We start from the raw sequence: 18360 nt of genomic DNA, 5'->3' as shown, positions 1-18360 counted from the left end.
GGCGGGGCCGCTCAGCGGCAGGCGCGGTCGGGGCCGCAGCCGCAGGAGTCCTCGGCGGCGGGGCGGGCCGCGAGCGCGATCCCGGCGGGCGCGCAGCAGGAGTCGCCGCGCCAGGCCTCGCGGCCCTCCTTGACGGCCAGCGCGGCGATCACCAGCGCCGCCGCGGGGTCGGCCCAGGACCACCCGAGCAGCGCGTTGGCCAGCAGCCCCACCAGCAGCGCGGCCGAGAGGTAGGTGCACAGCAGCGTCTGCCTGGAGTCGGCCACCGCCGTGGCCGACCCGAGTTCGCGGCCCGCGCGGCGCTGGGCGAGGCTCAGGAACGGCATGACGGCCACCGAGGCGGCGGCCAGCACGATGCCGGGCACCGAGGTGTCGGCCCCGCCCGCCCCGGCCGGCGCGCGCACCGCCTCCACGGTCACGTAGGCGGCCAGCGCGAAGAACGACACCGCGATGACGCGCAGCGCCCGCCGCTCGCGGGCCCGGCGCGCCTCGGCGGTGCGGGCGGAGAACTGCCAGGCCACGGCGGCGGCCGAGGACACCTCGATCAGGGAGTCCAGCCCGAACCCGATGAGCGCGGTGGAGGAGGCGGCGGCGCCGGCGGCCAGCGCCACCCCCGCCTCGACGGTGTTGTAGGCGATGGTGGCGGCCACCAGCAGCCGGACGCGGCGCACCAGGACCGCGCGGCGCGCCCCGGCGGGGGCGGCGGGTGGGGGGAGCGCGGCCATCAGCAGCAGCCCTCTTCGGCGGCGTCGGGGCACGAGGCGTCGGTCCGCACGGCCGGCACGGCCGAGCGCAGGTCGTCCAGCGCGTGGCCGAGCCGTGCGTCGGCGAGTTCGTAGCGCACCCGGCGGCCCACCGGCACGGCGACCACCAGCCCGCAGTCGCGCAGGCAGGCCAGGTGGTTGGACAGCCGGGTGCGGCTCACGCCCAGGGACTCGGCGAGGTCGGCGGGGTGGGCGGGGGCCTCGCGCAGCGCCAGCAGCACGCGGCAGCGGAGGGGGTCGGCCAGGGCGCGGCCGAAGCGGGCGAGGGCGTCGATGTCGGAGGCGATGGTGAGCACGGCACCACCATACAGAGATTCCTGAATCCAGGGAACGGTGGATCCAAGGCGCCGCGGATCCACGAAGCGGTGGACCCGGGCGGCCCCGGCCCCCGGAACACCGCCGCCCCCACCGCGCGGTCGGCGGTGGGGGCGGCGGTGGCGGGCGCGGCGGCTAGCCGTTCAGCTTCTCGGGGGAGAACCGCTTGTTGCGGGTGATGGCGTAGTTGGCGAACCAGAACACCACGCCGATGGCGAGCAGGATGCCGGCGATCGCGTACTCGCGCAGCGGCCGCCCGGTGAGCGGGCTGGCGAAGAACACCGACAGCACCACGGCCAGCACCGGCGCGATGGTCGGCGCCTTGAAGTGCTCGTGCTCGACCTTCTCGCGGCGCAGGACCAGTACCGACACGTTGACGACGCTGAACACCATCAGCAGCAGCAGCGAGGTGGTGCCGCCCAGGGAGGCGATGTCCAGGAAGCTCACCATGATGATCGCGAGCCCGCTGGTGAACAGGATCGCCACCCAGGGGGTGCGGCGGCTCGGCAGGACCGACCCGAGCTGGCGGGGGATCACCCGCTCGTTGGCCATGCCGAAGAGCAGGCGGCTGGACATCAGCATGTTGACCAGCGCCGTGTTGGTCACCGCGAACAGCGCGATCACCGCGAACAGCACCGGCGGGAACCACGGGGCGGCGGCCTGCACGACCAGCAGCAGCGGCGCCGTGGAGTCGGCCAGCTCCTCACTGGGCACCAGCGTGGAGGTCACCACGGCGATCACGAGGTAGACCGCGGCGGCCACGCACATGCCCAGCAGCAGGGCGCGCGGGAAGGTCTTGACCGGGTTCTTGACCTCCTCGACCATGTTCACCGAGTCCTCGAAGCCCACCATGGCGAAGAACGCCAGCGCGGTCGCCGATGTCACCGCGATGAACGGCGAGGTCTCGGTGTTGAACTCCAGCAGCCGGCCCGGGTCGGGCGCCACGGTGGGGTCGGCGGTGCCGAGGAAGATCGCGTAGAGGCCGGTGCAGATGACGATGACCAGGCCGGACAGCTCGATCACGGTCAGCACGGCGTTGAGCCCGGCCGACTCCCCGATGCCCCGCAGGTTCACCGCCGCGATCACCAGGATGAAGCCGATGGCGAGCAGCACCGGCGGGTACCCGGTGCCCAGCACCTGCTGCAGGTAGTCGCCGCTGAACGCCTGCGCCGCCGAGGAGGCCGACGTGATACCCGAGCACATGACGGCGAAGGCCACCATGAACGTCAGGAAGTGCACCCCGAACGCGCGGTGCACATAAAGCGCCGCCCCGGCCGCGCGCGGGTACTTCGTGACGAGTTCCAGGTAGCTGAACGCGGTCAGGAAGGCCACGACGAACGCGACCACGAAGGGCACCCAGAGGGCGCCGCCGACCTGAGCGGAGACCGCACCGGTCAGCGAGTAGATGGTGGTGCCGAGGATGTCGCCCACCACGAGGAGAAGCAGCAGTTTCGTCCCCAGGACCCGCTTCAGCGGGCCCGCGGACTCCCCCGACTCCGGTGTCGGGGTGGCCTTGGTGCTATCGCTCATGCGCTCTCACTTGTCGTCCGGCAACGGCCCGGGGCACGCGCGTGCCCCGGGCCGTCAGTGGCTGTCGGAACGGGCGCTGGGGGAGCGCCCGACGCCGATGGCTGACCGGACGGCCCCTGTGCCGTCACCCCTGGTCATGGGGGGTGGGCAGCACAGATGGCGACCAGCCGCCACCGGACAATCTGCCTATGGTGTCCGACCGGGTGCATACCTGTCCACTCGGCCGAAACCACGCCATATCCACGCGCACGCGGCACCGGCCCGCACCCGGTCGGGCGCCCGGGCCCGACTTCGGTACCGGGGAAGCATGGCCCCGCGGTGCGCCGCCGCGCAAGCGGTGCCGGAGGGCGCGGCGCGTGTCAGCGGAACACGAAGCTGCCCGACCAGCGCCCCCAGCGGGAGCTTTTGACGCCGTTGCGGCTGGCGGCGCCGTAGGCGCGCTGGCCGGGGCGGATCTCGAAGGTGACGGCGCCGCCTTCGGCCAGGGACACCAGGCCGGAGTGGACGGCGGCCAGGCCCACCGAGGAGTCGTCGGTGTAGACGCCGTCGCCCCACACGTGCCCGGCGTGGTGGGCGCCGCCGGGCGGCAGCAGGAAGGTGAAGGACTCGTGGTCGCGGCCCCGGAACGCGGTGGCCGTCGAGCTCCAGTCCATCGGGCCGACGAACACGGGCTGGGGCTTGGGCCGGCCGAGGACCCCGCGCTCGGTCTGCTCGGGGAACACGAAGCTGCCCGACCAGCGCCCCCAGCGGGAGCTTTTGACGCCGTTGCGGCTGGCGGCGCCGTAGGCGCGCTGGCCGGGGCGGATCTCGAAGGTGACGGCGCCGCCTTCGGCCAGGGACACCAGGCCGGAGTGGACGGCGGCCAGGCCCACCGAGGAGTCGTCGGTGTAGACGCCGTCGCCCCACACGTGCCCGGCGTGGCGGGTGCCGCCGGGCGGGTACACGGCCGTGAAGGTCTCGTAGTCGCGGCCCCGGAAGGTGGCGGCCGTGGTGCTCCAGTCCAGCGCGCCGAGGTACACGGCGCCGCGGCGGGGCGCGCACGACAGCGGGGACGCCGCCGTGCGCGGCTCCTCGCGGCGGGTGGGCCGCGGGGGCGCGGAGAGGTGGCGCAGCCGCGCGGCCAGCGCGGTGGGGTCGCCGGGGCGCTGGGCGGGGTCCTTGGCCAGCAGCGCCATCAGGAGGTCGTCGAGGGCGGGCGGGACCTCGGCGCGCAGCGCGGAGGGGAGGTCGGGGGTGCGGGAGAGGTGCCCGGCCAGGACCGCCACGTGGGTGTCGCCGGTGAACGGCGGGCTGCCGGTGAGCAGGTGGTAGAGGGTGCAGCCCAGGGAGTAGAGGTCGGCGCGGCCGTCAACGGCGGTGTCGGAGATCTGCTCCGGCGCGGCGTAGGCCGGCGACGCGTAACCGCGCGCGGTCACGCCGGCGGTGGCGCCCACGGCGCGGGCGATCCCGAAGTCGCAGACCTTGATGCGGCCTTCGTCCACCAGCATCAGGTTGGCGGGCTTGATGTCGCGGTGCACCACGCCCGCGCGGTGCGCCACGGCCAGGGCGTCGGCCGCCTGCGCGCCCCAGTCGGCGGCGTCGGTCACCGCCACCCCGCCGGGGCTGGAGTCGAGCACGGCGGCGAGGTCGCGGCCGGCGAGGAGTTCCATGACCACGAACCGGCAGGCGGAGTCGACGCCGACGTCGTGCACCACGGTGATGCCCGGGTGCGACAGCCGCGCCGCGAGCTTGGCCTCGCGCTCGAACAGGCGCGCGGCCTGGCCGCCGCCGTCGCGGGAGCCCAGCAGGACCTTCACCGCGACGTCGCGCTCCAGGCGGTGGTCCACGCCCCGCCAGACCTCGCCGAAGCCTCCGGCGCCCAGCGGCTCCACCAGCCGGTACCGCCCTGACAGCACCCGCCCCGCCTCGACCATCGTCCACCGTCCGACCTACGAAGTAACAGCCCGCTACCGATCGCGCGCCCCGCGCCGCCGGACCCGGCGGTTCCCGGTGCCGCCGTGTTGCGCATAACGCGCCCGGATCCCACGAGGATCTCTCGGACAGCGGCCCGGGGCCGGGGCCTGCTCCGGCGGCCGCGGGAAGGGGCGCCGGCCGCCGGACCAGGGCGGACGCCCGGCGGACCGCCGCCCGCCGGTGCGCGGCGACCTGGTGTCCCGATGCGCGCGGCGGGCGGGCCCGGCCTCAGCGGCGGCCGCGGCGGCGGAAGGTGTACCCGGCGTGGTGCAGGACGCCGCCGCAGAACCGGCCGTAGGCCCAGAACCCGAGGTCGTCACGGTAGACGATCCGGTCGCCGGCGATCCAGAACGCGCCCTGGTAGGCGTGCGGACGCCCGCCGCGCGCCTCGTCGTAGCGGCCGCCGGGCGCCAGGTCCTGCACGATGAACCCGGTGTCGTCCACCCACCGGCCCAGGTGCGGGCCGTCCACGGCGCTCGGGCGCGGGCCCGACCATGGCGCCGCGCCGGCCGCCGGGCGGCCGTCCAGCAGCACCACCCGGCCCGCCGCGAGGACCGCGACCGCGTTCTCGGGCCGCCAGATGAGCGACTCCAGTACCGGCGGGCCGGACGCGGGCGCGGGGACCACGGCGAAAGTGGCCGGGCCGCCGGGGGCGAGCCCGCCGATACGGCCGGCCGGGCGCTCCCGCGCGCCGGCGCCGTCGGCCGGACCGGCCACGGCGGGCACGACCGCCAGGCCCGCGCAGTCGAGCACGACCGCGCCGCGGGCCTCGGCGGCGGCGCGGAGCCCGGGGCCCACCCCGGCGACCTCCGCGCCCGCCGTCAGCACGTCGGCGTCGGCGAGGTCGCCGACCGCCGGGTCGAAGGTGTGGACGCGGGCGTGCGCGAACAGCAGCGGCCGCCCGGCTGCGGCAGGGGAGGCGGGGGAGCGGTAGGGCTCCAGGAGGGCGGTGTCGAACGCGGGAGGGGCCATGGCCGGGCCTGCCTTTCGGGCTGGTGGAACGGGTGGATCGCGTGCAACGGGCGGGGGGTCCGGGTGGATCGGTGGTGCCGAAAACCCACTCTGGGCGCGTTCGGGCGCCCCAACCAGGCCGCACCGCTCCCCGGACGAACACACCCCGGCAGGGCACCGGCAATCCCGGCGGCCCCTCATCCCCCCGGCGCAGCGCGGCGCGGGCGCCCCGGCCGCGCCCGCACCCGCCGTCGCCACAAAGAAGGGGCCGCCGAAGCGCCTCGGCGGCCCCCGTTCCCTCCTCCCCGGCCCTCTCGGGCCGGGTCAGCGGATCACCCCGAACGCCGCGACCCGTGCCCCGCCGCCTTGGCCGGCGCGGGCCCGCCCCCGTCCTCCAGCACCGTCGCCAGTGAGGCGCCGAGCCCGGCGATGGTCGGGGTGTGCTCCACGTCCAGCGCCCCCGGCCGGGAGAGCGCGGGGTCCAGGCCGGCCAGGCGGGCGCGCAGGGCCAGCCGGGCGTGGGAGGTCAGGCCCAGCTCCTCCAGGCTGGTGTCGCGGTCGTCGGGGCCGACCGGCACCGGCGCCAGTTCGGCCACCAGCGTGCGGGCCAGGTGCTCCAGCCGGGCCCGCCGCTCGGCCGCGCCCAGCCCCGACAGTTGCTCCTGCAGCGGGGGAGCCGCCTCGGCGGTGGCGCGGTGCCAGCGCAGCGGCGGCAGCGGCGCGTGCGGCAGCCCGCGGTCGGGCCAGGCCGGGATGCGGCCGTGGGTGTAGCAGGCGGCCACCGCGTGCAGCAGCGCGGTGTGCTCGTCGGCGTCCAGCGCCCCGGGTGCGCTGAGCGCGGCGGGCAGCGCGTGGTGGGTGAGGATCTGGGTGATCGGGGTGGCCAGCGTCGCGTTCGGCGACACCTCAACGAACAGCGCGGGCCCGGCGTGGGCGGTGCGGGCCACCGCCGCGTGCAGGTCCACGGGGTCGCGGAGTTGGGCGCTCCAGTAGGCGGCGTCGGTCACCGGCGCGGGCGCGCCGTGCCGGGCGGTGGAGGCCATCGGCACCGAGGGCGCCGCCGCCTCCAGCCCGGCCAGTTCGGCGGCCAGCCGCTCGGCGCCGGGCCGCACGATCCGGGAGTGGGCGGGCGGGGCGTCCTCCAGCAGGCGGTGCCACACGCCGTCGGACGCGAGGTCGAAGGCCAGGCGCTTGAGGGGGCCGTGGGGCCCGGAGACGACGGTGGCCCGCGGCCCGTTGAGCACCGCCACGTCCAGTTCGGGGTAGTCCGCCAGGCGCTCGCGGGCCTGGGCCTCGGTCAGCCCGGTGGCCAGCATCGCCCCCTCCGCGACCACCTCCTGGAGCGCCCGCGAGCGGGCGACGATGACGCGGGCGGCCTGGTCCAGGCTCAGCGCCCCGGCGACGTGGGCGGCGGCGACCTCGCCCAGGCTGTGGCCGATGACCGCGTCGGGGGTGAGCCCCCAGGCGGCGAGCGTGCGGGCGGTGGCGACCTGGAAGGCGAAGACGGCCTGCTGGGTGGCGGCGTAGCCGGCCGGCTCGCCGCGCAGCGGGTTCCACGAGGGGTGGGCGCCCCACGCGTCGAGGTGCTCGCCGACCTCGGCCAGCGCGGCGGCGAACACCGGGGAGCGCTCCGCCAGCACCCGCCCCATGGCCGGACGCTGGGCGCCGTGCCCGCCGAAGGCCCACACCAGGCGCCGGGGGGCGGTCTCGGCGGCCCGTCGGGGCCCCACCAGGCACGCGTGCCCCTCCCCGGCGGCCAGCGCGCGCAGCGCCCGGGCGGCCTCGGCGGTGGTGGCGGCGACGACCGCGGCGCGGTGCGCGTGGTGGTCGCGGCGGTGGCCGGCGGTGGCGGCGAACCCGCGCAGCCCGGCGCCGGCCGGCGCGCCCGCCTCCTCCTCTCGCGCGGCGGCGCGCTGCAGGGCCTGGGCCCAGGCGCCGGCGGTGGCGGCCAGCGCCTCGGGGGTGTGCGCCGAGACGGGCAGGACGTGGGCCCGCTCCGGCCCGCCTCCCCGCGCCTCGGCGCGGTCGGGTGCCGGCGGGCTGGTGAGGACGGCGTGGGCGTTGCTCCCGCCGAACCCGAAGGACGACACCCCCGCCACGCGTTCGGGCCCCCGGTCGGGCCACGCCACGACCTCGGTGGGCACCCGGATCGCCAGTCGGCGCAGCGCCGGGCGCAGGTTCGTGTGCCCGGCGGTCGGCGGGATCTCGCCGTGGTGGACCGCCAGCGCCGCCGCGGCCAGCCCCGCGACCCCCGCGCCCCCCTCCTGGTGGCCGATGGCGCCCTTGCTGGATCCCACCCACAGCGGGTCCTCGGCCGTGCGGGCGAAGACCCGGTGCAGGGCCTGGGCCTCGATGCGGTCTCCGGCGCGGGTTCCGGTGCCGTGGGCGTGCACGTAGCCCACCCGCGCGGGGTCGATCCCGGCGCGGGTGTAGCAGTCGGCCAGAAGTTCGGCCTGGGCCTCGGCGCTGGGCGCGCCCAGGCCCTGGGGGGAGCGGCCGTCGCTGTTGACGGCGCTGCCCGCGATGACGGCGTAGACCCGGTCGCCGCGCGCGCGGGCGTCGGACAGCCGCCGCAGCACGACCACCACCACGCCCTCGCCGCGCACGTAGCCGTCGGCCTTGGCGTCGAAGGGGCGGCAGACGTCGGAGAGCACCCCGCCGTCGTTGAAGGCGCGGGTCACCACCGGTGAGGACACCGAGTTGACCCCGGCGATGATCGCGAGGTCGACGTCCCCCGACTCCAGGTCGCGCCGCGCGTAGTGGAGGGCGGTAAGGCTGGAGGAGCAGGCGGTGTCGATGGTGGTCAGCGGCCCGCGGGCGTCCAGGAAGCGGGCCAGTTGGGTGCCCAGCATGCCGGTGCCGCCGCCGCCCACCTCCAGCAGGCCGGGGCGCTGCCCGGCCCCGAACACGGCGGCGGCGGAGTCGACGCTGGCCGAACCGGTGTAGACGCCGGTGCGCCCGCCCGCCTCGGCCACGGTGACGCCGGCGTCCTGCAGGGCCTCCACGCCCGTCTCGGCCAGCAGGCGGTGCAGCGGCTCCGTCCGCTCGGCCGTGGCGGGGTCGATCCCGAAGAACCGGTGGTCGAAGGCGGCGACCTCCTCGGCGGTGAGGGCGCCCGCCGTCCACGGGGCGCTGGGCCGGTCCTCCTCGTGCAGCAGGTCCACCATGCCCGCCCACCGGTCCTGGGGGAGGGGCCCCAGGGCGGTGCCGCCGCTCCGCAGCAGCGCCCAGAGCGCGTCGGGGCCGTCCACGCCGCCGGGCAGGCGGCACCCGATGCCCACGACCGCGGCCCGCTCAGGGGCGCCGCCCGCGTCGGGGAGTCTCCGGGGGCCGGCGGGGCCGGTGTCGCTCGGCGCCGTCATGAGGACCTCCGCTCGCGCCGGCCGGCCGCGGTGCGCGCGGTACGGGGGAGAGTGGCGGGGGCGGAAGCGGTGCGCCGGCCGGATAGGAAGCCGGGCGGCGCCGGGGCGGCGTGGCCGCCGAGGGCGGACGGAGTGCTGCAGGGGACGGGGAAGGACATGAACCACTCCTCGTAGCAGCGCGTGTGCGCGTGGTGACTTCAGGGGATCATCGGATGGCGCGGTCGGGCACCGGGTGCGCGAGAACGCGGGGACCGCGGGGCGCGGGGGTGCTGCGAGTGGAAACGCGCGGCGGGCGGTGCTGGTGCGGTTCCGATGGCACAGTCGGGGGCGGGGCGGTGGCTGGAGGCTGTCAGCGGAACGCGGCCGGGGCCGGCGGGACGCGGGCGGGCGGGGGCGGGAAGGACCGGGCGCCGGCGGCGCCATCGGTCGGGCGGTGCGTGCGGCGGTCGGGGCGGGGCGCGGCCCGGCCGCCGTCCGCGAGCGGGATCGTGCGCATATTCCTCCTGTCTTTTCCGGCTGTGGGCGCTATGCGAACAATGGCCGGTTTGCCCACTAATGACCTAAAGACAGTATCGCTTCGTAATCCTGGGGACGGCCTGCGGAACGGGCGCGATCGCCTGTCCCGCAGGGGATGCGGGCCAGGGGGGCGCGCCGGCTCCGCGCGGGGTGCTGCCCTCGCGCGCACTCCACCGGGCGGCCGCGGATGCCGGCAGGACACCGGTGCGACCAGCAAATCCGGAGGAGTGAGACGTGAGAGGAGGAAGGTGGTCAAGCAGCACGAATTCGATCTTTCCCACCGCCACTTCCGCAGCGAACATGACCTTGATCACAAATTCGTATTTTGTGCGTGCCGCTGCCAGCGGCCGTGGCGGTATTGGCGTGCCGGACGAGGGAGGCGTGCCTCGCCTGGCGGGTGTTCTCCGTGGTCACCAGCGTTTCCCGCGGGGCGCGAACGGCGAATCGGGCTCTGCTCCGCGGGTGCGCGATCCCGGGTGTCGTCGACGCTTCAGGGTGCGGGAACCCGGGAAACGGGCCACCCTAAATCCATGATCCGGTAAGGCTGGATCACCGGACATGCGGGACCGTTGAATTTATCCCGCTACTTGTCCGATTGTGCGTGCTGTGACGAATTAAGGGTGGTTTGCCGCCGATTCTGCGACTTTCGTCCCGCCCGCGCAATAACATCGTTCCGGCGTGCCGCCCCACTGCGCCGAACCGCTGCTCAGCGCGCCCCCTCCGCCTCCGCGCTCCGCCGCCCCGCGTCCGCCGGACGCGGCGTCGGCGGTGCGCGCCGCAGGGCGGCCCGGCCCGCCGGCGGGCCGGGCCGCCGCGGACTTCCGCGGCCCCGTGCGGAGCGTCCGGTGGCCCGCCAAAACATTCCGGAAAATTGCGCTCCGAGACTGGAATGTTGCCGAAAGTCGTCCTTGCGATGGAAACCCTTCCACGCCGGTTCCGCCTCGGCGCCCGCGCGACGGCAGCCCGCAGGACGTCCGTACGCGTCCGGGCGGCGGCCGCGCCGGGGATCCCGCGCGGCGGCTCCGGCGCACATCCCCCAACCGGTGCGCGGCGGCGGGGCGCTTCCCGCCGGCCGCGCGCCCCCCTGGAGGTCCCCCTTGCGGTTCCATCGACCCCGCCCCCGGTGGGCGGCGGCCGCGGCCGCCGCCGTGCTGAGCCTGGCCGCCGTCCTGAGTTCGCAGACCGGCGCCGCCGCGCAGGCCGACCCCGAGGACGGCGGCGCCGACTGCGCCGTCGCCCCCGGCCGGCCCGCGTCCACCGCCCTGCTGCCCGACCCCTTCACCCGCCTCGACGGCACGCGCATCACCCGCACCTCGGAGTGGCGCTGCCGCCGGGCGGAGATCCGCGAACTCGCCGAGACCGCCGTCTACGGGCAGAAGCCGCCCAAGCCCGGCAGCGTCACCGGGACGGTCTCGCGGACCGGCATCACCGTGAACGTCTCCCACCAGGGCCGCAGCGCGAGCTTCACCGCGAGCGTCGACCTGCCCGGCGGCACCGGCCCCTTCCCGGCCGTCGTGGTCCTGGGCGGCACGGGCGCCGACACCGCCACCATCAAGTCCTCCGGCGCGGCCGTCATCAACCTCGACCCCTACGCGATCGGGCGGGAGGGCACCCCGCGCAGCAACAAGCAGGGCGCGTTCTACACCCTCTACGGCTCCTCCAGCAGCACCGGGCTGCTCATGGCCTGGTCGTGGGGCGTGAGCCGGGTCATCGACGTCATCGAGCAGTCGGGCGGCGGCGTGCTGCGCGCCGACGCCACCGGTGTCACGGGGTGCTCCCGGTTCGGCAAGGGCGCGTTCGTGGCCGGGGCGTTCGACGAGTGCGTCGACCTCACCATGCCCATCGAGTCGGGCACCGGCGGCGTGCCCGCGTTCCGCTCGGCGGCCCGGGAGAGCGGCGCCCAGCCGCTGAGCAGCGCCTACTCCGAGCAGCCGTGGCTGGGCGACGCGTTCGGCTCCTACACGGGCAACCCGGCCGCGCTGCCGGTGGACACCCACCAGATCGTCGCCATGGTCGCCCCGCGCGGGCTGTTCATCATGGAGAACCCGCACGTCGACTGGCTGGGCGCGACATCGGGCAGCGTGGCGGCCCGGGGCGGCGCCGAGGTGTACCGGGCGCTGGGCGCCGGCCAGAACATCTCCTACTGGTCCGACGTCCAGGACGGCACCCACTGCGCGTCGCGATCGGAGTGGAGCGGTCCCCTGCGCCAGCACATCCAGCGCTTCCTGCTCGGCAGCGGCAGCGCGCCCGGCGTGTTCCGGGTCTCGCCCCGGGAGTCCGGCGACCTGTCCGCGTGGCGCACCTGGCAGACGCCGACGCTGACCGACGACGGCACCGGCGGCGGCGACAACGGGGGCGGCGACAACGGCGGCGGCGATCCGGTCGGCGCCTGCGCCGCCGACTTCACGGCGGTCAACACCTGGTCCGGCGGCTACCAGGGCGAGGTCGAGGTCCGCAACACCTCCGGCGGCGCCCTCAACGGCTGGACCGTCACCATGGACCTGGCCTCCGGGCAGTCCATCGCCAGCCTGTGGAACGGCCGGCACACCACCGGCGGCGGCACCGTCACGGTGACCAACACGCCCTGGAACGGCGCCCTCGCGGCCGACGGCACCGCGACGTTCGGCTTCACCGCCACCGGCTCGGCCGCCGCGCCCACCGGCATCGGCTGCAGCAGTCCCTGACACACCCCGGAACGAGCCCCCGCCCCGGCCACGCCCGGCCGCCGGGGCGGGGGCCCGGCCGCGGGCGCGCCCCCGTCGTCGGCCCGACGGCCGCCCGTGCCGACCGTTGCCGTTGTTGCAGTCATGACTGCAATGAGCGTAGGGTGGCGGTATGGGAGACCCCGCACCGACAGAGCTGGAGTTCGCCGACGAGGTCGCGGCCTTCTTCGAGCAGGAGGGCATGCCGCTGATCGCCGGCCGCGTCATCGGCTGGCTGCTGGTCTGCGACCCGCCGGAGCAGACCCCCGCCCAGCTGGCCGAGGCCCTGCAGGTCAGCCGCAGCTCCATCAGCAGCGCCGTCCGGCTGCTCACCCCCAGCGGCCTGGTCCGGCGCACCCGCAGGCCCGGGCGGCGCGACCAGTACCTCAGCATCCCGCCCGACGGCTGGAGCCGGATGCTGGCCGCCCGCTACGCCAAGACCGCCGCCTTCCGCCGTGTCGCCGAGCGCGGACTGGCGGCGCTGCCCGACTCCCCGCCCGAGCGGCGGGAGCGGCTGGCCAACGTGCACCGCCTCTACCTGTTCCTGGAGGACGAGCTGCCCGCGCTGTGGCGGCGGTGGGAGCAAGCCGCCGACACCCCCGAGGGCACCGGTGCCAAGGGTTTCGATGCCGCGGCTTCCGGCGCCGGGGACCGGACGTGACCGCCCCCGCGCCCGGCACGCGCGACCACTGGATCCGCCGGCCCGAAGGCGCCCTGCACGTCGTCGAGGCCGGCGCCGAGGGCACCCCCGTGGTGCTGCTCAGCGGCGCCGGCATCGACAGCGCCCTGCTGAGCTGGCGGCGGCTGATCCCCGCGCTCGCCCCGAGCCACCGCGTCCTCGCGCTCGACTGGCCCAAGCAGGGCCGCAGCCGCCCCTGGCGCGGCCGGGCCACCCACGCCGCCATGCTCGACGTCCTCAGCGGCGTGTTCGACCACTTCGGCCTGGAGCGGGCCGCCCTAGTCGGGCTGTCCCAGGGCGGCGCGCTCGCGCTCGCCTACGCCATCGACCACCCCGACCGGGTGGACCGCCTGGTGGCGCTCGCCCCGGCCGGCGTCCTGTCGTTCCCGCCGGTCCTCCACCAGCTCCTGTGGCTCACGGCGAAGGCGCCGCTGCTCAACCGCACGCTCCCGACGCTGGCGTTCCGCAGCCGCTCGGCGGTCGAGCGCTTCACCCGGCGCGCCCTGATCCCCGGTCCGGCCGCCGACCTCGACGAGATCGTGGACGAGGTCCACGCCGAGGTCCGCGCCGCCGGCGCGGGGTCCTCCGACTGGCAGAACGACTCGATCGGGTTCTGGCGCATGCGGGTCGACCTGCGCCCCCGGCTGCCGGAGATCTCCTGCCCCGCCCTGTTCGTCCAGGGCGACCGGGACGCGGCCGTCCCCCTCGCGCGCACCGCCGAGGCGGCCCGCCTGGTCCCCGGCGCCCGGCTGGAGGTCCTCGAAGGCCACGGCCACTGGCCCAACCGCCAGTCGCCCGAGCGGGTCAACGCCCTGATCGCCGACTTCCTGGCCGGCTAGCCGGCCGCCCGCGTCAGCGCCTGCCGCGGCCCCGGCGCACCACCAGGCCCAGACCGATCATGCCGACCCCCAGGACGAGGTGCAGCCAGTTGTCGGCCGTGTTCAGCGGCACGAAGTTGGCGCCCGAGTGCGGATCGACGAGGAGGCCGTACAGCCACAGCAGCAGGTAGACCGCCCCGCCGCCGATGAGGTACCCGCGCGCCGCCGCGGGCACCGCGGCCGCCGCCAGTCCGGCCGCGCCGAACAGCAGGTGCACGATGTTGTGCAGGATCGACACCTGGAACAGGCCGAAGAGCATGGCGGTCGAGTGGTGCCCCGCCCAGCCCAGGTCGTCGTACCCGGTGGTCACCCCGGGGATGAAGCCGAGGATCCCCACCACGAGGAAGACGGCGCCCACGACCCCCGCCGCGATGCGCGCGGGACCGCGGGTGGCGTCGGGGACCGCGGGCTGCGATGAGCGGCTCATCGTGCTCCTCCTGAGTGTCGCGGCGGCCGGGCGGTGTCCGGGCCCCGGCCGAAAGGTCCGCTACCCGGGCGCGGGCGGGGCAACCGGCCCCGCCCGGCGGGCGCGCGGCGCGGTGTCAGACCGGGTGGCGCACCCGCTGCCGCTCCCGCTCGTCGAGCTTGCGGGTGCTGCGCGGCCGGGCGTAGGGCTCGGCCTCGGGCGGCTGCCCGGCGCGGATCGCGCGTCCCCGCTGCATCTCCGCGTCGAACTCCACCCCCAGCAGCACCGCGATGTTGGAGATCCACAGCCACACCAGGAACACGATCACGCCGGCCAGCGTGCCGTAGGTCCGGTTGTAGGAGCTGAAGTTGGCCACGTAGAACGCGAACGCCGCCGAGGCGGCGAGCCACAGCACCACCGCGATGGCGCTGCCCGGGGTGATCCAGCGGAACCCCGGCGGCTTGACGTTGGGCGCGGCCCAGTACAGCAGCGCCAGGATGAAGATCACGAAGAGCAGGATGACCGGCCACTTCGCGATGTTCCACACGGTCACCGCCGTCGGGCCGATCCCCAGCAGGCTCGCCGCCTGCTGCGCCAGCCCGCCGGTGAAGACCACCGCGACCGCGCTGACGGCCAGCAGCACCACCACCACGAGGGTGATGCCCACGCGCAGCGGCAGCAGCATCCACCAGGGCCGCCCCTCGGGCATGTCGTACACCGCGTTGGCGGCGCGCATGAACGCCGCCACGTAGCCCGAGGCCGACCACAGGGCCACCGCCAGACCCACGATGAACGCGATCCCCGAGGCGCCCCGGTTGTTCTGCAGGCTGGTCAGCACCCCGGTCAGGATGTCGCGGACGTTGGCCGGGGCCACCCGGCCCAGGCTGTCGATCAGCGGCTGGATCGCCCCGCTGCCGAACAGCCCCAGCAGCGACACCAGTGCCAGCAGCGCCGGGAAGATCGACAGCACCGCGTAGTAGGTGAGCGCCGCGGCCCAGTCGCTGAGGTTGTCGTCTTTGAACTCCGCGGCCGTGCGCTTGAGCACTCCCGTCCACGACCGCTTGGGCATGTCGGTCGGCTGCTCGGGCGGAGCCTGCTGGGGCGGGATCCGCCCCGGGCCGGCTTCGGGCCGCGCCTGCGCGTGCTGCTCCCCATGCCGTGCCACCCGCCTCACCTCCGAAGTGCGGGCCGCCGCCCGCGCGGCGGGCGCGGGACGGCGGCGCGGCCCCCGCGCCCGGGCCTGCGCCGTCGTGGAGGCGGCGGCCGGCGGGCGCGGGGACCGGGTTCTCGGTCCTCTGCTGCCCTCCGGCTACCCAGGCACGGCCCGCCGATTCACCGCATCGCGCGCCGAGGCGGACCGAGGCGCCGGCGCCGCGGCGCTCCTAGGGCTTGCGGGCGACGCCGCCGTACTCGGCGACCGGGCGGAGGCCGCCGACGTCGGAAGGGCCGGGCCGCCACAGGGAGCACGACACCACGCCGGGCTCCAGGAGCTCCAGGCCGTCGAAGAGGGCCGAGATCGCCTCCGCCGAGCGGATCGTCAGCTTGGGCGTGCCCTGCTCGTTCCACGCGCGGGCGACCTGGTGGGCCCGCTCGTGGTCGAGGTCGTCGGTGGGGTGGGAGACCACCAGGTAGCTGCCGGGCGCCAGCGCGCCCAGCAGCCGGTCCAGGACCGCGCGGACCTCGGCGTCGTCGGCCACGAAGTTGACCACGCCCAGCAGCATCAGCGCCACCGGCCGGGTGAGGTCCAGGGTGGCGCCTGCGGCGGCCAGGATCGCCTCGGGGTCGCGCAGGTCGGCGTCGACGTAGGCGGTGGCGCCCTGCGGGGTGCCCGTGAGCAGGGCGCGGGCGTGGGCGAGCACGAGGGGGTCGTTGTCCACGTAGACCACGCGCGCCTCCGGCGCCAGGGACTGGGCGACCTCGTGGGTGTTGTTGTGGGTCGGCAGCCCGGTGCCGATGTCGAGGAACTGCCGCACGCCCCGGTCCCGGACCAGATGGGTGACGGTGCGGACGAGGAACGCGCGGTCGGCCAGGGCGTTGTCGACGATCTCGGGGAAGAACGAGCGGATCCGCTCGCCCATCTCGCGGTCGACGGCGTAGTTGTCCTTGCCGCCCAGCCAGTAGTTCCAGATGCGGGCGTTGTGCGGCACGGAGGTGTCGACCGCGGGCCGGGGGGTCTCGGTGGGCACGGTGATGGGTCCTGCTTCCTGCGGGGGCGCCCCGGCGGGGCGCGGGGAGGGGTACGCCGACCATTCAAGGGGGCGGGCGGATCGACGGGCAAGCCCGGCGGCACCGCCCGGCGCGGCCGGATCGGGCCGCGCCCCCCTTTCCCCTCAGCCCCGTCCCGCCTCAGCCCTCCTTCTCCTTGTCCTCCGCCGTCGCCGTGTGCTCCGTGTGCTCCGTGTACAGGCAGCCGACGCCCTTCTCGATCCACTCCGGCTCGGACCAGTCGGGGTAGCGGGCCGTCAGCACCGCCGCCACCTCGGCCGCCGTCCGCTCCTCGGGCATGCCCGCGTCCCGGCGTGCCCACGTCTCGTCGCGCAGCAGGCGGAGGCAGCCCTCGGCGTCGGCCAGCAGGTCCGGCCCGCCGACCGCGCCGTGGCCGGGGACGACCGTGCGCGGCTCCTCGGCCGCCAGCCGCCGCAGTGCCGCGATCCAGCCGGTGCCCGACACGTCGGTGTCGTGGGGCGGGAACCACGGGAGGATCGGGAACTGCCCGGCCTCCACCAGGTCCCCGGTGAACACCACCCCGGCGTCGGGCACCTCGACCACCTGGTCGCCCCGGCTGTGTGCCCGTCCCACGGCCCGCAGGCGCACCACGCGCCCGCCCAGGTCCAGTTCGGCCGACTCCTCGTAGACGACGTCCGGCGCGGGCAGGTCCACGCCGCTCAGGCGCCGGGCCACGTGGTCGCCCAGCCCGCGGAACATGTCCAGGTACCCCGGCCCCTTGGCCGCCAGGTCGGCGGCCTGCGCCCGGTTGGCCAGGTAGACGGCCCGGCCCGCGAAGGCCCGGGCGCCGAAGGCGTGCTCGGGGTGGAAGTGGGTGGTCGTCAGGTACAGGCGGCGGTCTCCGGCGCGGGCGGCGGCGTAGGCCAGGACCTCCTCCGCGCTGTCCGGGCCGAGGCCGGTGTCCACCACCAGCACGGCGCGGGTGCCGCCGATGACGCCGATGTTGGGGACCAACCGCACCCCCTGGTCGGGGATGACCACCAGGTCGGGGGCGATCTCGCGCGCCCCCTCGGTCCGCACCCGGGGGTCGGTGGTCTGGCGCTGCGCCATGGTCGGGGCTCCTCACACATGCGGGTTGCGGGCGGCCGAAACCAGCGACGCCCGCCGACGTCCTTGCACCCCAAGTCCAGCGCCGGACGGGTGCGGGCGTCCAACACCGGTCCGGTCGGCCCGATACCGCGCGGATATCGTGTCTGCTCATGGAACTGCGCCTGCTGCGCTATTTCGTGGCGGTCGCCGAGGAGCGCCATTTCGGCCGCGCCGCCGAGCGCCTGCACATGACCCAGCCGCCGCTCAGCCGCGCCATCAAGCAGCTGGAGGCCGAGGTGTCCGCGCAGCTGCTGCGCCGCTCGGCGACCGGTGTCGCGCTCACCCCGGCCGGGGCCGTGCTCTACGAGCGGGCGCGCGCCCTGCTGGACCAGGCCGAGCGGGCGCGCGCCGACGTCGCCGCCGAGGCGGGCGCCGCCGCCATCACCGTGGGCACCCTCGCCGACAGCGCCGAGCAGGCCGGGCCGCTCCTGGCGGCCGCCTACCGCGAGCGCCATCCCCGGGTCCGGGTGCGGGTGCGCGAGGCCGACTTCGCCGACCCCACCGGGGGGCTGCGCGCCGGGCTGGTGGACGTGGCACTGACCCGGGCGCCCTTCGACACCGCCGGGATCAGCGTCCGCGTCCTGCGGGCCGACCCGGTCGGCGCGATCCTGCGGGCCGACGACCCCCTCGCCGCCCGCCCCCGCCTGCGCGTGGCCGACCTCGCCGACCGCCCGTGGTTCCGGCTGCCCGAGGGCGCGGACCCGGTGTGGAGCGCCTACTGGACACCGGCCGGGCCGGGCGGCGCTGGGGGAGCGGGGCCCGTGGTCCGCACCGCACAGGAGTGCCTCCAGGCGGTGCTGTGGAACGGCACGGTCGGCATGGCGCCGCTCACCCGCACCCCGCCCGAGGGACTGGCGGCGGTGCCGCTGGCGGACATGCCGCCCAGCCGCCTGGTCGTGGCCTGGAACAGGGGCGACGCCAACTCGGCGATCCGCGCCTTCATCCGGGTCGCGGCCGAGCTGTGGGGCGGGGCGGCGCGGTAGCCCCGC

Annotated in this window: 14 protein-coding genes; 4 read left to right on the top strand and 10 right to left on the bottom strand. The window is 76.1% G+C overall.

The genetic code is table 11. The annotated features are described in order from the left end of the window. Positions 1-11 precede the first annotated feature (11 nt). The 6 genes from HNR12_RS07195 to HNR12_RS07170 all read right to left on the bottom strand — a co-directional run bounded on the left by HNR12_RS07195 (position 12) and on the right by HNR12_RS07170 (position 8875). A complete protein-coding gene (locus HNR12_RS07195) occupies positions 12-725 on the bottom strand; it encodes a cation transporter (protein WP_179770463.1) in 714 nt (237 codons plus the stop codon). Then, positions 725-1060, bottom strand: a complete 336-nt coding sequence (locus HNR12_RS07190) for an ArsR/SmtB family transcription factor (RefSeq protein WP_179766757.1) — start codon at positions 1058-1060, stop codon at positions 725-727. The genes HNR12_RS07195 and HNR12_RS07190 overlap by 1 nt, the downstream gene beginning before the upstream one ends. Positions 1061-1214: 154 nt before the next feature. Continuing rightward, complete coding sequence (locus HNR12_RS07185; protein ID WP_179766756.1) at positions 1215-2609, bottom strand: APC family permease; 1395 nt, start codon at positions 2607-2609, stop codon at positions 1215-1217. 359 nt (positions 2610-2968) lie between these two features. Beyond that, the gene (locus HNR12_RS07180; RefSeq protein ID WP_179766755.1) at positions 2969-4504 is read right to left on the bottom strand and encodes a protein kinase domain-containing protein; all 1536 of its coding nucleotides are present in this window, start codon (positions 4502-4504) and stop codon (positions 2969-2971) included. A gap of 286 nt (positions 4505-4790) precedes the next feature. Further along, the gene (locus tag HNR12_RS07175) at positions 4791-5534 is read right to left on the bottom strand and encodes an Atu4866 domain-containing protein (RefSeq protein ID WP_179766754.1); all 744 of its coding nucleotides are present in this window, start codon (positions 5532-5534) and stop codon (positions 4791-4793) included. A gap of 311 nt (positions 5535-5845) precedes the next feature. Further along, on the bottom strand, positions 5846-8875 hold the full coding sequence (locus tag HNR12_RS07170) for a beta-ketoacyl synthase N-terminal-like domain-containing protein (RefSeq protein WP_179766753.1): 3030 nt from the start codon (positions 8873-8875) through the stop codon (positions 5846-5848). Positions 8876-10488: 1613 nt separating this feature from the next. Between HNR12_RS07170 and HNR12_RS07165 the strand changes: the two genes are divergently transcribed. The 3 genes from HNR12_RS07165 to HNR12_RS07155 all read left to right on the top strand — a co-directional run bounded on the left by HNR12_RS07165 (position 10489) and on the right by HNR12_RS07155 (position 13611). Then, positions 10489-12075 carry a glucuronyl esterase domain-containing protein gene (locus tag HNR12_RS07165; protein WP_179766752.1) on the top strand — a complete coding sequence of 529 codons (1587 nt, stop codon included), beginning with the start codon at positions 10489-10491 and terminating at the stop codon, positions 12073-12075. A 151-nt stretch (positions 12076-12226) separates the two neighbouring features. After that, positions 12227-12754: a GbsR/MarR family transcriptional regulator gene (locus HNR12_RS07160; RefSeq protein ID WP_179766751.1), complete on the top strand. Its 528-nt coding sequence runs from the start codon at positions 12227-12229 to the stop codon at positions 12752-12754. Then, the gene (locus tag HNR12_RS07155; RefSeq protein WP_179766750.1) at positions 12751-13611 is read left to right on the top strand and encodes an alpha/beta fold hydrolase; all 861 of its coding nucleotides are present in this window, start codon (positions 12751-12753) and stop codon (positions 13609-13611) included. The genes HNR12_RS07160 and HNR12_RS07155 overlap by 4 nt, the downstream gene beginning before the upstream one ends. Before the next feature lie 13 nt (positions 13612-13624). On the opposite strand, the gene HNR12_RS07150 is transcribed toward HNR12_RS07155, so the two are convergent. The 4 genes from HNR12_RS07150 to HNR12_RS07135 all read right to left on the bottom strand — a co-directional run bounded on the left by HNR12_RS07150 (position 13625) and on the right by HNR12_RS07135 (position 17332). Continuing rightward, complete coding sequence (locus tag HNR12_RS07150; RefSeq protein WP_179766749.1) at positions 13625-14077, bottom strand: DUF4383 domain-containing protein; 453 nt, start codon at positions 14075-14077, stop codon at positions 13625-13627. Between the two features lie 115 nt (positions 14078-14192). Next, positions 14193-15221 carry a YihY/virulence factor BrkB family protein gene (locus tag HNR12_RS07145; protein WP_308118355.1) on the bottom strand — a complete coding sequence of 343 codons (1029 nt, stop codon included), beginning with the start codon at positions 15219-15221 and terminating at the stop codon, positions 14193-14195. 217 nt (positions 15222-15438) lie between these two features. Next, the gene (locus tag HNR12_RS07140; RefSeq protein ID WP_179766748.1) at positions 15439-16242 is read right to left on the bottom strand and encodes an SAM-dependent methyltransferase; all 804 of its coding nucleotides are present in this window, start codon (positions 16240-16242) and stop codon (positions 15439-15441) included. A gap of 160 nt (positions 16243-16402) precedes the next feature. Next, entirely contained in the window at positions 16403-17332 is a 930-nt protein-coding gene (locus tag HNR12_RS07135; RefSeq protein WP_179766747.1) for an MBL fold metallo-hydrolase, read from the bottom strand. A 149-nt stretch (positions 17333-17481) separates the two neighbouring features. On the opposite strand from HNR12_RS07135, the gene HNR12_RS07130 reads away from it, so the two are divergent. After that, the gene (locus HNR12_RS07130; protein ID WP_179766746.1) at positions 17482-18354 is read left to right on the top strand and encodes a LysR family transcriptional regulator; all 873 of its coding nucleotides are present in this window, start codon (positions 17482-17484) and stop codon (positions 18352-18354) included. The last annotated feature ends 6 nt before the right edge of the window (positions 18355-18360 follow it).

The sequence above is a fragment of the Streptomonospora nanhaiensis genome, assembly GCF_013410565.1.
Classification (GTDB): domain Bacteria; phylum Actinomycetota; class Actinomycetes; order Streptosporangiales; family Streptosporangiaceae; genus Streptomonospora; species Streptomonospora nanhaiensis.
The sequence above is the reverse complement of the archived record's forward strand: the minus strand, read 5'-3'. Positions and strand labels throughout refer to the sequence as shown.

Coding starts and splice junctions, on each gene's coding strand:
- HNR12_RS07195 (WP_179770463.1), bottom strand. CDS start 725: ATGGCCGCGCTCCCCCCACCCGCCGCCCCCGCCGGGGCGCGCCGCGCG.
- HNR12_RS07185 (WP_179766756.1), bottom strand. CDS start 2,609: ATGAGCGATAGCACCAAGGCCACCCCGACACCGGAGTCGGGGGAGTCC.
- HNR12_RS07175 (WP_179766754.1), bottom strand. CDS start 5,534: ATGGCCCCTCCCGCGTTCGACACCGCCCTCCTGGAGCCCTACCGCTCC.
- HNR12_RS07170 (WP_179766753.1), bottom strand. CDS start 8,875: ATGACGGCGCCGAGCGACACCGGCCCCGCCGGCCCCCGGAGACTCCCC.
- HNR12_RS07160 (WP_179766751.1), top strand. CDS start 12,227: ATGGGAGACCCCGCACCGACAGAGCTGGAGTTCGCCGACGAGGTCGCG.
- HNR12_RS07150 (WP_179766749.1), bottom strand. CDS start 14,077: ATGAGCCGCTCATCGCAGCCCGCGGTCCCCGACGCCACCCGCGGTCCC.
- HNR12_RS07135 (WP_179766747.1), bottom strand. CDS start 17,332: ATGGCGCAGCGCCAGACCACCGACCCCCGGGTGCGGACCGAGGGGGCG.
- HNR12_RS07130 (WP_179766746.1), top strand. CDS start 17,482: ATGGAACTGCGCCTGCTGCGCTATTTCGTGGCGGTCGCCGAGGAGCGC.